The sequence below is a fragment of the Photobacterium galatheae genome (assembly GCF_000695255.1).
Classification (GTDB): domain Bacteria; phylum Pseudomonadota; class Gammaproteobacteria; order Enterobacterales; family Vibrionaceae; genus Photobacterium; species Photobacterium galatheae.
Map to the genome: position 1 here is coordinate 1 of NZ_JMIB01000035.1, position 13,499 is coordinate 13,499.

The 13,499-nt window shown below is 41.4% G+C and carries 15 protein-coding genes and 2 tRNA genes; 15 read left to right on the forward strand and 2 right to left on the reverse strand.

All coding sequences use genetic code 11. The features are described 5' to 3' along the window. Positions 1–51: 51 nt before the first annotated feature. The 6 genes from EA58_RS17100 to EA58_RS17125 all read left to right on the forward strand — a co-directional run bounded on the left by EA58_RS17100 (position 52) and on the right by EA58_RS17125 (position 3,935). Positions 52–128, forward strand: a tRNA-Trp gene (locus tag EA58_RS17100). A gap of 131 nt (positions 129–259) precedes the next feature. Continuing rightward, positions 260–1,438, forward strand: a complete 1,179-nt coding sequence (locus tag EA58_RS17105) for a site-specific integrase (protein WP_268748951.1) — start codon at positions 260–262, stop codon at positions 1,436–1,438. Positions 1,439–1,517: 79 nt separating this feature from the next. Further along, entirely contained in the window at positions 1,518–1,901 is a 384-nt protein-coding gene (locus tag EA58_RS17110; protein WP_036755664.1) for a hypothetical protein, read from the forward strand. Between the two features lie 28 nt (positions 1,902–1,929). Then, complete coding sequence (locus tag EA58_RS17115) at positions 1,930–2,451, forward strand: hypothetical protein (protein ID WP_235199635.1); 522 nt, start codon at positions 1,930–1,932, stop codon at positions 2,449–2,451. Positions 2,452–3,466: 1,015 nt separating this feature from the next. Then, positions 3,467–3,754, forward strand: a complete 288-nt coding sequence (locus EA58_RS17120; RefSeq protein WP_235199636.1) for a hypothetical protein — start codon at positions 3,467–3,469, stop codon at positions 3,752–3,754. Beyond that, complete coding sequence (locus EA58_RS17125) at positions 3,738–3,935, forward strand: hypothetical protein (RefSeq protein WP_051642173.1); 198 nt, start codon at positions 3,738–3,740, stop codon at positions 3,933–3,935. Before EA58_RS17120 ends, EA58_RS17125 begins: the two co-directional genes overlap by 17 nt. A 64-nt stretch (positions 3,936–3,999) precedes the next feature. On the opposite strand, the gene EA58_RS21100 is transcribed toward EA58_RS17125, so the two are convergent. Together EA58_RS21100 and EA58_RS21105 are read right to left on the reverse strand one after the other, a co-directional pair. Then, positions 4,000–4,641: an HNH endonuclease family protein gene (locus EA58_RS21100; RefSeq protein WP_051642174.1), complete on the reverse strand. Its 642-nt coding sequence runs from the start codon at positions 4,639–4,641 to the stop codon at positions 4,000–4,002. Further along, a complete protein-coding gene (locus EA58_RS21105) occupies positions 4,641–6,041 on the reverse strand; it encodes an AAA family ATPase (RefSeq protein ID WP_161781072.1) in 1,401 nt (466 codons plus the stop codon). The genes EA58_RS21100 and EA58_RS21105 overlap by 1 nt, the downstream gene beginning before the upstream one ends. Positions 6,042–6,781: 740 nt before the next feature. On the opposite strand from EA58_RS21105, the gene EA58_RS17140 reads away from it, so the two are divergent. From EA58_RS17140 to EA58_RS17165, 9 genes are all read left to right on the forward strand, one after another. Then, positions 6,782–7,258 (forward strand): hypothetical protein, encoded by a 477-nt coding sequence (locus tag EA58_RS17140; RefSeq protein ID WP_036755671.1) that lies wholly within the window; start codon positions 6,782–6,784, stop codon positions 7,256–7,258. A gap of 4 nt (positions 7,259–7,262) precedes the next feature. Further along, positions 7,263–7,577: a hypothetical protein gene (locus EA58_RS17145; protein ID WP_036755675.1), complete on the forward strand. Its 315-nt coding sequence runs from the start codon at positions 7,263–7,265 to the stop codon at positions 7,575–7,577. Positions 7,578–7,749: 172 nt separating this feature from the next. Continuing rightward, entirely contained in the window at positions 7,750–8,991 is a 1,242-nt protein-coding gene (locus EA58_RS22030; protein ID WP_235199638.1) for a hypothetical protein, read from the forward strand. After that, a complete protein-coding gene (locus EA58_RS22035; RefSeq protein ID WP_235199640.1) occupies positions 8,978–10,624 on the forward strand; it encodes a DNA polymerase in 1,647 nt (548 codons plus the stop codon). Before EA58_RS22030 ends, EA58_RS22035 begins: the two co-directional genes overlap by 14 nt. A 442-nt stretch (positions 10,625–11,066) precedes the next feature. Continuing rightward, entirely contained in the window at positions 11,067–11,561 is a 495-nt protein-coding gene (locus EA58_RS21885) for a retron St85 family effector protein (protein ID WP_200872199.1), read from the forward strand. Positions 11,562–11,603: 42 nt separating this feature from the next. Then, a complete protein-coding gene (locus EA58_RS21890; protein ID WP_200872200.1) occupies positions 11,604–12,041 on the forward strand; it encodes a hypothetical protein in 438 nt (145 codons plus the stop codon). Then, positions 12,038–12,748 carry a retron St85 family RNA-directed DNA polymerase gene (locus tag EA58_RS17160; RefSeq protein WP_235199641.1) on the forward strand — a complete coding sequence of 237 codons (711 nt, stop codon included), beginning with the start codon at positions 12,038–12,040 and terminating at the stop codon, positions 12,746–12,748. The genes EA58_RS21890 and EA58_RS17160 overlap by 4 nt, the downstream gene beginning before the upstream one ends. 59 nt (positions 12,749–12,807) lie before the next feature. After that, positions 12,808–12,972 carry a hypothetical protein gene (locus EA58_RS22040; protein ID WP_235199642.1) on the forward strand — a complete coding sequence of 55 codons (165 nt, stop codon included), beginning with the start codon at positions 12,808–12,810 and terminating at the stop codon, positions 12,970–12,972. A gap of 389 nt (positions 12,973–13,361) precedes the next feature. Further along, a tRNA-Trp gene (locus EA58_RS17165) sits at positions 13,362–13,438 on the forward strand. Positions 13,439–13,499: the final 61 nt, after the last annotated feature.

Sequence of the window (13,499 nt, forward strand, 5' to 3'; positions counted from 1 at the left end):
CGTCCGCTCCGCCACTTCTTCAGAGGTTCAGCTCTTAAAAACTGAAACAACAGGGGTGTAGCTCCAATTGGCAGAGCAGCGGATTCCAAATCCGCGTGTTGGGAGTTCGAATCTCTCCACCCCTGCCATTTTTAAGGCCTCAGTCGAAAGACTGAGGCCTTTTTCATATCTGTCGCTTGATGAATGCCATTCTGCCTATATAGCGCTTCGCTGTTTTTCTATCCAGCAATCTTTCTATGCTTTGCAAATCTGTTTTCCGGTGCATATCCGGTCGAATGATATTGAATGGAGTGACCAGAAAGTAATCGGTCTTCGTGTGTTAGTGGGCCGTACGGGAAATCGTCGCTACTTGTTGAGATATATTTCGCCTGTAACCAAACGTAAAGCAAGCGTCGGCCTTGGGCGTTGTGGCGATTTATCTGTACATGAGGCCAGAGCGAAAGCTAGAAAGTTAAAAGTGCAGATTGCTGATGGCGTAGATCCTAAGCTGGAGCGCGATTCTCAGGCTGCTCATGTCATTCCTGATGTATACACTTTTTTCCACGAAACCTATCTTCCTTGGGCCAAGTCCCGGAAGAAAACGTGGAAGGACGATGAAACGCGCTTTTTGCGCTGTAAGCCTATCTATAAGATCCCAATGGATCGGCTTTCGGCAAAAGCGATCATGAAGCTTCAATCCCATTTAGCAACGGAAACCTATAAGGGTAAACCTTATTCGGTAGCCACGAATAACAGGGTGATCGCGCTGATCAAGGGCCTATGTAGCTTATCTGCGAAAACGCTAGACACTATCAATCATGCTACCAAGGTCTCTTTGATCCCCGAGCACAACGCGAGGATGCGCTACCTGAATATCGAAGAGACGGCACTACTTATCAAAACAGCCCGTACCTATTATTGCAAGGTAAAAGGGAACCTGATCGCTTTGCTTTGGCTTACCGGATGCCGAATTAGTGAATTATTGGAACGTACCTGGGATGACGTAGATATCGAGAATCGGACTCTGTTTATAAGGAAAACCAAAAACGGCCAGCCGCACCAGATATTTCTCTCTGACCTTATGCTGGACCTGATCTTGGAGTTAAAGCGGGAGAAACAGCCGGGTAATCCTTATATGTTTCCCGGAAGTCGCCAAGGAACCCATATCTCGCCTCCGAGAAAGGCCTTTAAGCTGATTCTGGATAAGGCAGGTATCGACAGCACTGGTCTGGTTTTCCACTCATCCAGGCATTCCGTGGCGTCAAATTTATTGAATGAGGCCGGTATGGATATCGCTTCTGTTCAACGTGTATTGAACCACCGTGACATGGCCAGCACGCTCCATTATAGAAAATTTTCTACAGAAGCTCTGCAGCGAGGTGCTAATGCGCTGTCGAACCTTGTAGAAGAGGCAACGGAAAAACTGGCACTTCCCGAAGATAAAGGCAGATCAAAATAATATTAAATAAGTAAGCCCCTGATTAGTCGCCGCTAATCAGGGGCATTTTTGTATCTGAATTCTGTAAAGGAGAAGACTAGTGAAAGTGATTAAAACCATTAGTGAGGTTAAGCAATTGGATCTGCCTTTATCGGTAATGGATCAACTGATAGGGCATATTCTTGAACCGTGGTCTGGGGATCTTACTCAGGCTGAGAAATTTTGGGAGGAAGTTTCCACCTGCCTGGTTTTGATAGAGCCAAGTGATACTGACCAAGAGTTACTTCATGTGAGTGGAGAAGTGGAGTTGCTTTTGTCTTATGCGGTTAACAACCCGGAATATGTTTTGGTACTGAATGACCCTATCAGCCCATTCTTACTCGCGTTAACAGTGCATACAGACCTTGGGAGCGGGGCATACTTGCTGGCCCCGATGAGTAGCGATACTCATCCTGCTCGAGTGCTAAAAGAACTTGCCGAATAAATTGCTAGATAGAAATGAGGAATTAACTATGACCCGAAGACGATCAACATTGAAAGTGGACAAAGGCGAAGCAAACAAAAATGCGACAGTGGAGAAAGAACAGGCTGATCCATTCAGCAATGTAGTGAAGGCAGGGGAATGTCCAAAGCTAAGCCCGAAATCGCAAGATCTGCTTTCTTACCAGATAGCGCTGAATGCAGAAGATAAAGATCTCTATGTAAGGATCTCTGGCAATTCTGGCGGGGGGTTATTCTCAAGAAATTGGCTCAAGCTTGAAGATATATTCACGCTGCTGGATAAACAGAAAGACAAAGTTATCTCCAGCTCAATCCTTAAGGAAGTGATGGGATCCGGAAGCGCAAACAACTGTGGCTTTATGTCCGGAATCCTCCGTGAAATCAAACTTCTTGAGCAAAGTCCTAAAGGTATTTTCAGCCATCAGTTAACGCCTAAGTACGAAAATGTCAAAGTAGAACTGAGGAAGTTATCAGGGAATACAAAGACTCAGTCTGACAACAAACCCGACGTAGCTTCTGAACCCTCCAAATAATGTCCTTCATACACCGCCTCCTAAGTCGGCGGAATTACTCTCTAAACTGTACCTTCGACATAATGCAACTGGCTATCTAACTAACAGTTGGTGGTGTGCTGCTGTCTTGATGAAACTACTTAAGGGAGGCATAGCGTAAAGCTTGTGTTGAAAAGACCGGAGGAGGACCGGAGCAGAAAAGGGAATTCTGCTCTAGTTTTGGGTGATGTCCATTACTTCAGGTACAGCAAGGGCTAGAAGGTAACTGACTTTGCTAGGATTCAACAAACTCACGGATTACACATCCGTGGTACCGCGCTGGATTAAAAATGTTGAGATAACAATTCCCATTGCCGCTAAAGCAATGGGAGTACATTTAGTGCCAACAGTACGGAGATATTTCTTATGTCCGCTAGCCGGAGATAGGGACTGGTTTCCTGAACCGTAATCAACTCACTCATGAGGTTAGCCTATTAAATCGGACCTGCTCAGCGCAGTTATTTATTAGTTTATTAACTCGGGGTGAAAAACAGCCCGATTTTTAATCTTCTGATATCTGGTATCGCTTTGCCTGTTCACTCGCTTTGGCAAAGTCGATACACAGTATAGGAAAACTTGGAATCAATTCATTATGGAAACGTTAAGCAGGGAATCAGCTTGGCAGGTGTACAGCAGTAACAGTATGTAGCGGCGCATTGTTTTCAGAGAACACCGCGTATGTTCAGAGCCTGTTTTAGCGTCAAACTTGAGCATGCTTACTTGAAGGCTTAAGCAATAGCGTACAGCAAAACGAGCTTTTGGATCATAGCAACCCTAAAGCTTAGAAAGCTGATCGCCTCCTGACATTGTATTTATCTTGCCCACCCCAAAATCGAGAAATAAACCCCAATGTGTACCGATATTGGTGGTATTTTCGCTAAAAAATCGACAATTTCGATTGGTTTACAGTGAAGCAAATTTTCATCACATAAGGCCCATTTGCTACTCCAGCAATGGGCCTTTTTCATTTCAATCAAAACTCACCAAGGATAAATCTATGAAAAAGTCTGTAGTACTAATCGCACTATCTAGTTTGTTTACCACCTCACTAACTCAGGCCGGAGGAACTTTAGGCGGTAATTCGGGCGATATCAGCAAGATAAAAGAGGTATTGGAAGCTAGCTGGAATGGCGAGCCAGGAATTCAGAATACATCAGCTTATGGCGTTATCGTGCAGTGGAAAGCTGATGCATGCGGAACACTGAACGGAAGTGAAACGGGTCGGGCTAATTGTGCAAAGTCCGGTGCTAAATGGAAAGGAGGTGCGCATGATAGCAACCAGTAAACCAGATTCAGCCGTTGAGACTACTCGTGATCATTCAGGAACAAAGATCAAAGTCCGACTCAGCAAGAAGGGGGCACTACAAGGAGCTTCCATTGGAATGACTGTAGGAAAACGCTTTGGAGCGAATGGAGTTGTTGTAGGTTGCGTTGTCGGTGGAATTGCTGGAGCTATTTTAAGTTAGTACATAGAAAATAAGCGGGAAGATTTCCGCTTACTATAACTATACTGATTAAATTGATAGGCTGTTATGCATAGTTTTTACTCATGATTTCATCTATCAGCGATTCATCTTCATCGGATACTGGATTTTTAGTAGCCTTTATATATGTCCCTCTTAAATAAAGCATAGCTTCTTCGTTAAGTTTAAATTCTGATATTGTTTTTATTCCCTTAGGGGAACTATTTACGGGCTCTACTAATACACTATCGTTAGCCGTAAGATGATCTTCAATATTATCTAGGTGGGGATGAACAATTGAAGTCTCAATTAATGAATATATTTCATTGTAATATGTGACGTAATCTTTGCTTCCTTTAAGATCAAAACCATTGCATCTACTGCATGCAAGAACTAAGTTTAGAGGTTCAAAAGTGAATTTTCTATACCTATCAGTGTTTTTAGCCAGTATATGTTCTCTTTGAATATGAGACTCTCCACCTCTTACCATAAAGAGAATCCCACAGTAAGCGCAGTAGCCTCGCTGTATTTTTTTCAGATCTTTTTTTATTTTATCTTTCAATCTGTCTCTATCAGCTCTAGCCCCCCGAGGCATGCCTGGAAGTTTATCATCCCAAGTATCATAATTTTTTTGATTAAGAGCTTTCGCTAGATACCACTCTTCTAAAGTGTATTTTACGCAAGAGGGTATATTCTTATAAGAGTACATTAAAGTACCTCTTTGATAAAATTCTCTGCGCGAGTAATAACGAGACTTAGTGGATCCTCATCAGTAATATTGAATCTCTTAATTCTTTCTAATGGCTCTATTATTTCATCGGGATTTCCACTTTCTTGAGAGATTACGGATATTATTTTTCTAAGGTCTTGTTCAAAGTAAGCGTTGCGAGTCGAAGAAATACCAAAGACATTGTATAGTATATTTTCTGGAGACCATCCCCAGACATCAGATTTAATATTATCAAACTTGATTTTACCTTCTTTGTCTTTTTTTATATGAATCAGGGTTGATTCTTCTTTCTTCATTGATGATACAAGGAAGTGGGAGTGTGTACATATTATTGTGTGACAATTATTGAATGGCTTTAAGAGAAGTTTTAATATGTCAAAGTATTTTATTTGCCAACTGGCGTGAAGGCTGACTTCAGGTTCATCAATAAGTAATATCGAGTTATCACTCATATTAGATATGATGCCAATGAAAGATGTTATAATATTAAATTGACCAGAACTTGAAGATGCGAATGAATACTCATCCTCATGGACGAAATAGAAGTCTTTTATAGATATTAGCCCTGTTTCTACCATTAGCTGTAGAACATTAAAATTTGTTAAAAATCGTTCATTTATTTCTGGTTTATCTAAATCAATTTCATAAACAATACTTGTTATATCCTGATTGCTACTCTTTATGAACTCGTATGATTCAATTTGAATGTGCGTGGATTTGCTAAATTTATAAAAATAGCTTTCTTTATCAAGTTTATAGTCTTTATTAGAAGATTTGCTCAAGTTTAATAGTTTTTCAAACTCATTTTTAAATTTATCTATACTGCTTGAATTATCAATTAGTTCAAAAACTTTTGACATTCCTCTTCCCTTTTTAAAAGTGAACCGGAACCTTTTAGGAAGTCCTATAGATAGGAGTGCATTGCTTAGGCTTTCTATTTTTTTATCATTAGATAGAATGTCAATAAAGTGTTCTAAGAACTCACGTTTGTATTTTCCTATAAATGCGTTGTTTGTTGTAGATCTTATTCCTAAATATCTGTAGTTAGGGTGGTAAGATTTGTTTCTTTGACTAATGTTAGGAAATTTGTCATTTAGGTTCGATGCAGAAACCACTAAGTACTCAGGAACTTTATTAAGTTTAAAATTGACATCAGTGTTATCGTTATACTTAGATTTGGAATTGTAAATATTATCCCTTATTCTATAGTTAATATGTTCTGAAAGAGATTTTAAAAGCTCGCTTTTTCCAGTGCCGTTTTCCCCAATTACTACACTATAGTAATTATTTTTATCATCATCTGTAATACTACATAAATTTATTTCAGACGTTCCAAAGATATGGTGGTTATCAAATTTGACGTTATCAATATAAGCCATAACAATACCCAAAAACATGTGATAGTAATCAATGCGCATACTATATGCTATTTATAGGCTTAATAACATGAAATGTATGACAATTTTTTTAACCTCAAATCCAGATAATGGCAATGTAGAAGTGTTGCCATTACCACTCTTCAATGATGTATCGATAGTTAGAAGGGTGACCACCTCCGCCATCAAACACCGCATAGCAGCAATTATCATTGCCACAGTCTGCCTCTGAGTTTTTGCCTGATCGCCTGTTGATCTAGAGATGCGCACATGCATTGTTTACGAAGTCCCGGTACCTGATCGTTTTGGTTGCAGATAAAAAATATCTTCGCGTCGGAGCTTCCACAAAAACACCTCATATCAGTACGAATCTGATACCCACTTATCATGCTCCTTAGGCTAATTTGTAGTCATTTTTCTGATGAATAACTACTGGGCGGAAAATTTTTTATAGAAATTTTCAACTTTTTCGGCTGGTTAGAATTTCATCATTTGATGGTTATTTAGACATACATTTTGCGCCTTGTTTAAGGGGGGATAACGTCGCCCAAGTTTTTGTGGTTTGAGGAAGGTAGTAAGCCATTTTAATTTGTGGCTCAGGATGATTAAGAAATAAACCAAATGATAACAGGCTCAATATTAAAGTGTTGTAATTAAAGGTTTTGTATTCGGGTGCTCCTCTAGCAACGCTCAGGTTAATGGTATATGTTCTAAAAAGACATTCACTGAAAAGGAGCGAGAAAATGTCGACAAAAGGCTTATTAAAATCGTGCTCTGGGGAGTACCGAAACCCGGAGAATACATCTTCAATTCATCACGCTGAAGGCAAGTATGTGTTTAAAGATACGTATAACCGTGTCATTGACTACTTCACTTTGGGTGGCAAGAAGGAGATCACCGAGGAGCAGGCGCGTGGGTATATCGATTCGATAGTTGCTCATGCTGAAAATGGTAAGAATCCGATGATCCTGCTGCCGAACGGTAACCATGTAAGGCGCGAATCTGTAGTCGCGATCGAGCAGCACACCGGAGAGCAGTTCCGTGGCCTGATTATCCGTGGACTGGACAATCAGATTATCGACTTTCTGAAAATTGATGATGTCTCACAGCATCAGGTCATTGCTGACGAACTGGCCCTTGCGCTGGAACCGTTACCTAAGACGAAAAGACATCGTCCTGACTGGGATACATTACTCACTAACAACGCTTTGGAGGCGTAACACTATGAATAATCAAATCAATGCTAACGACATCGCACTACTGGCTGATGGTATCGAATATGACTTTAGTCTGCTGAGAACGAAGGGAGCCCGAGCCTTTATGCTGGCTCTGGAGCAGAATATTGAAAAATACCATGAAGAGATTGGTCCACTGGAAAATGCGGCTTACCTTAAAAACTACTTTGCTAAAGCCATGCGTAGCGCCAAGAAGCCGGATGGTAGCAAAAAGACGAACTTTGGTTGGACCGAAGCTTTCGGCAAGGTGATTTTGGCTATCCGCAAAGTTTATGGTGTGGAGGTGACATTTACCCTGAAATAATCTCTTCTGCCTGTGTGCGCTCTATTTTTTGCCAGTCTTTTTTAGCTCTTATCATTACCCGTAAATTGCCCTTCATTATTAGCCGTCATTCGTAGCCTGTACTTCCGGGATAATGCACGTCTGTACTTGGCGTGCATTGTCGTAACTAACGACTCACTAAGTGGTGAAGACTATGCAACGCGCCGAAATCACAACCCAGTTCCAGTTAAACAAATATACCGACAACGAAATCCGCGAAACACTGATTGCGACATACTGCCCCGCATACGCAAAACAACGCGACTCTGAACTCACTGAGTTTCAGGCAATGATGCGGGATCCGAAAAGAAGTAATCAGTCGGTTGAAGGTGAACTAGCAGAGTTTATCGAAACTCGCACCATGGCTCCCTGGTTAGCCCGAAAAGGGAAGGGAAGTAACTGCAGTATTGCAATGGACTCTGAATGGGTCTTCAACAAGCAGGAGAACTGTAATGACATCCTTTGCTATACCTACAGCGTGGGTGTCGATGGTAAAGGCTTTAACGGTATTATCCATACCGAGATGGCGAAGCTGATCAAGCGTTGTCGTGACAGTGGTGTGCCGAAAGAAGAGGAGATGCGGCTGAGAAAGCAACTTGCTAGCAAGGGCTACAAGCTTTCCTTCGAGGAGTTTATCCGTGACATTTTGATCGAGGCTAAGAGCCGTGGTCTATTCAGTAATTGGCCGGAACACACCACTGTGTTCGCCCATTTTATGCGTGCCGACATCGCGTCTTTCAATGAGTTCTGGAACATTGGCAGAAGTAACAAGAATCATAAAAGCTCTCTGGAAGTGGTTCAGAATACCGTCTGTTCGGTAGGTGCCGACTATGGTTTGAAGATTGATACTACTGGACGAGGCCGATACAAGCTGGAAAATAGCCGCTTTTTTGATAAGTCGAACAATGCCTTTGAAACCAAACTGATATTCCGGGATACCTGCCTGCTATCGCCCAACAAAGCCCGTCTGGACGATCTCGGGGCCATGCTTGGCTACGAAAAGGAAACTCTGCCACCGGGTATGATAGAGCGAATGGATGAGCTTTATTGCAATGATATTGCGACCTTCAATCGCTACGCATTAAGAGACTCAGATATAGCATTGGCGTACGGCCTTGCTATTGAGTCATTCGCGCTTAAAGGCATCAATCGGGATCTGCCTGATGGTGTAGAACTTGGGCTTAAGAGATTGCCAGCAACTCTGGGGAATATGGCTGTGTCTTTGTTTAAGGCGACTTGCGGCAGTACGGCAGAAATGAACAAGTTTCTAGGGCTGGAAACGCGCAAGGTACAGTACAAAGACTGGCAGTATCAATACCCGTACCGATACATGCCTTACTCCTGCACGAGAGTTTACCAATCAGCTGGCAATTTTAAGTTTTATGGGCGGCGCTAACTTCGGCAGCCATTATGGCCCAACAGAAGTAAGTGGTTACTATGATTATGACTTAAGTGGCGCTTATACCAGTGCGCTGGTGGACGTATTATTGCCAGATTACAGTAATGCATTTAGTTCTACCGATGTTCAAGATTATCTGGGTCATAAGATGGGTTTTGCTTATGTCCGCTTCTGCTTTGACGAGAATGAGCCTTATCCCTGCATCCCCTGCAAAACTGATATGCGAGGTATCTACTATCCCCGCTCTGGTGAGGCTTACTTAACTGCTCCTGAAATAGCCGTTGCACATAATATGGGTTGTGACATTAAGATGCTGTTCGGTAGTGTGATTCCATGGGTTAAAGGTTCAAAGCCTATCTTTAAGACCTTCACTACTATTATTCGTGATCAGCGAGCTAAGTATGAAAAAGAGGGCAATGAGCTGTACAGCCAGCTCATAAAAACGCTTGGAAATAGTGTCTATGGCAAAACGGCGCAGGGGCTGGTTGAGCGCAACGTCTTCGACTCTAACAATGGACTGAGCAAAAAAATACCTTACTCACCGATAACCAACGCCCAAATCGCGGCACACGTCACCGGATATGTCAGAGCCTGCTTATACGAATTAATCATGTCTACCGCCCGGAAAGGCTACTCCATTATTAGCGCCACGACCGATGGCTACCTTACTGATTGCCCTGAACATGAACTGGATCTAAGTGGTGCTAACTGTCAGCGATTCCTGGAAATCTGTCGTGAAGTAGGGGATGGCGAGATGATCAAGCTAAAGCATCATGTACGTCAGCTTATTGCGATGAAAACCCGAGGTCAGCTAACAACGGAGCTGGGTAGCACTAAACCTGTCTGTGCAAAGGCAGGAGTGAAGCCACCTAAAGGTGTGGATGAAAATGGCTGGATGGTGAAAGCCTTTCTGGACCGATATCCGGGGCAGCGCATTGAGCAAAGTCACCTAGCTTCACCTCGTGATATGTGGCGAGATCGTATTGATCTTGTGTCGATCTCGATGAATAAACGTCTTAACTTGGAGTTTGACTATAAACGTTGTCCGGTCAATCCGAGAATAGTTGAAGTGCGTCATCCTGAAACTGGTGAAATGGTAGAACATCTGGCATTTGATACCGTTCCCTGGCCATCCGTGGAAGATGGCCTGTTTGCGCGTACTCACTTTGATGAGTGGCGGGAGAACAACTGTCTGAAAACTATGGAAGACTGGGATAACTGGATGGATTTCTACAAGGTGAAGAAGTTCACTAAAGGCACCGGGCTGAAATACACCAAAGGTGGTTCCCTAGATCTGTTCCGATTACAGGTGCTGAGAGCTATTACACAGGGTAAATGGGGGTTGCCTGAACAACCTGCCAGAGTGCCTAAAGGCTATTACGATAAGCTTGCAGAGCAGCTAACTGAAGCTGGCTTTTCTACCACCAAGAAAGACTGTTCCAACGCTAAAGCCAAAACGCGCAAAGTGTATGAGCAGGTATTGTCCGTCACCAAGAAAATAGTCCCACTGTTAGCCTGGCTGAAAGATAACTATCCTGATGCTGATATGGCGCTTATCTTTCACCCTACGGAGCTGGCTGAGGCAGAGAAGCTGCTGGTGGAGTATCAGACTAAGCTGAGACCTGCTTAGTTAGTGCTGAATGAGTTAACTTGCTGATTTTACATTGTTTGGTAAGTTAACTCATTCGCCGGTAATGGCAATGTAGTGGAGCGATTGCTGATGTTTATGAACCGATGATAAATCAAAAGCTAATCATGGCTAGATCACTAACTTGCATATCGAGATTGATTTATAATCGCTGAATAAATAAAATACTTGAACTCTTTACGCGTGAGATGGCAAATAGATTTGTTTATCTTTGTCGGGCGTTTCGCTAGACACTAACTTATTGAGAACATTTAGGGTTGCGCTGAAGCACTTAAAGTAGGATCCTTCGCACTCCCTCGTTCCTCACTCGCGCTCACGAGCCTACTTTAAGTCTCCAGCGCATCCTCTAGGTAAAGAGTTTTTCTTCTTAAAATGCGGCTTGTAGAAGCCGCCTTTTTTTGTATCGAACTACGGATATCATTTGATGCATGACGATGGACCTATTGAATATACTGAAGTAATTGAGAATCAGTTCGGTTCATTGGATATCGCCAATTTCCATGTATCATACTCTCCAGCGAAAGTGTTTTTGTGTGGCGGTGAGTATAAGACGGGAAAACTGATACCTCAAAGTTTGCGAGACAGGTTAATTGAGTACTATGAAGTAAATAAAGATTCGGCTATTGGAGCGTGTGTTCAAGCGGAAGACTTTAAGGATTACTTAAAAAATAGTACGTACTCTGACTTGTTAGAGTTTGAAGATGACATTGCAAAAATATCGACACTAATTATTATATGCTTGGAAAGTCCTGGTTCACTTGTTGAGCTAGGGCTTTTTGTTAATAATCAATACTTGGATAACAAACTTATTGTTATTGCTCCACAGGATAAGGTTGAAGCTCAAGACTCATTTATTTACTTAGGACCTCTTAAAAAGTTGCAGGACAAGGACTCTGAGTCAGTTCTTATATACCCATGACCTGATAAAAACCAGAAGAAATATGATCATTTAGAGTTAATAGTGGAAGATATCAACTCTAAATTTAATAGATTAAAGAAATCTGAAAAATTTAATGACAAAAATATTGCTCATATGGCCTTCCTTGTTCACGACATAGTGTTAATTGCTAATCCAATTAAGCTATTTGAGATTGAGTGGTGTTTGACTGTACTTGGGATTGATGTTCAGGAGCCTGAGTTAAAGAAAATCCTTTACTTATTGGATAAGATTGGACTAGTTAAATATACAAGGTACAGTAATGTTAAATATTATTATGATATTGAAGGTGGAGCTAGAAGGATTAAGTTTGGACGAAGTAAAGACGGTGTACATAAAGAAGAAAGTGCTATGAAAATTGCGTTGAGGCAGTCTTATATTTTGAGTTCTGATGAGTCGGACAAGAAGAGAAGGCTTGCATTGAAGCAAATCATGTCATTGAAGAAGGGCGAGGTTTTATGAGTATAATAGCTGCAATATCTGAAGATGTGTTAATGACAGACGAAGAGTTGCTTAGCTTTTCATCTACTGCACCTAGGCGGTATAAAAAGTACCGAATACCTAAACGTAATAGTAGTGAGACACGTCTAATTGCTCACCCATCGAAGGAAGTTAAGTTTTTTCAAAGGCTTATTGTGTCTAAGTTGGAGGAGGTACTGCCCGTTCATGATTGCGCGATGGCTTATGTTAAAGGGAAAAGCATTAAGGACAATGCGGAAGCTCATAAACGAAATAGATATATGTTGAAGATGGATTTTAAGAACTTCTTCATGAGTATTACTCCTGAACTTTTCTTTTATTCATTGGAAGTACACAACATTGACATCGATAGACAGGATGCTAAATTTCTTGAAGGTATCTTATTTTGGAAGTTGAGAAGGAATAGCCCGCTTAGATTGAGTGTTGGAGCTCCTAGTTCTCCTCTAATATCTAACTTTGTAATGGCATCATTTGATGAGCATATTTTAGCTTACTGTAAGGAAAAGGGCATTACATATACAAGATATGCCGATGATTTGACATTTTCTACAAGAAACAAAGATATACTATTTACTATGCCTAAGGTCATTAGATCTTATTTGGCTGAATGCTGCAATCATAAGATAAGAGTTAATACAAAAAAACAGTATTCACTTCGAAGAGGTTTAATAGGCATGTTACAGGTATAACAATAAGTAATGATGAATCTTTGTCATTGGGAAGAAAAAAGAAAAGACTGATCTCTTCTATGGTTCATCATTTTGTAAGTGATGAACATGATTTAAGTTATGATGAAATTATGAAGCTTAAAGGATATTTGTCTTTTTCTAATTCAATTGAGCCAAGGTTTATAGAAAGGCTGGCTAAAAAATATGGGATAGAAGAAATTAATAAAATAAAGTCTTTTTCTTGAATCTTGGTTCTTATATTAAGCTTTTCAAAAAAGTGCGGTTAAGTTATTTGTTTGTTGACTTATATATAACTTCTTCAAGTATATTCAATTGATTAAGTGTATTACTGGCATACTTAGTTCGGCGACGACATGATACTGTGACATGGCTAGCCCTGAACGAATTTGTCTCACGAGGGCAATCCTACGGGGTTTATCAACACACTCCCATAGTGAATACCCTCGAAATTTGACTTGTGTGGTTGGATCCGCCCCGTCTGAGTGGGATTAGTGTGGGTAATTCTAATGGTGGTTCCGGTCGCGAGATTCCATGCTGGAATCTGCCAACAATATAAGTGTCATATCAGAGTGCAATGGAGCGCCCGAGTCCCGTCCGCTCCGCCACTCTTTCTAGGGGTGTAGCTCCAATTGGCAGAGCAGCGGATTCCAAATCCGCGTGTTGGGAGTTCGAATCTCTCCACCCCTGCCACTGAACTGACCCCCAATAGTTGGACACCAATTATTGGGGGTCTTTTATGTCAAAATATTGC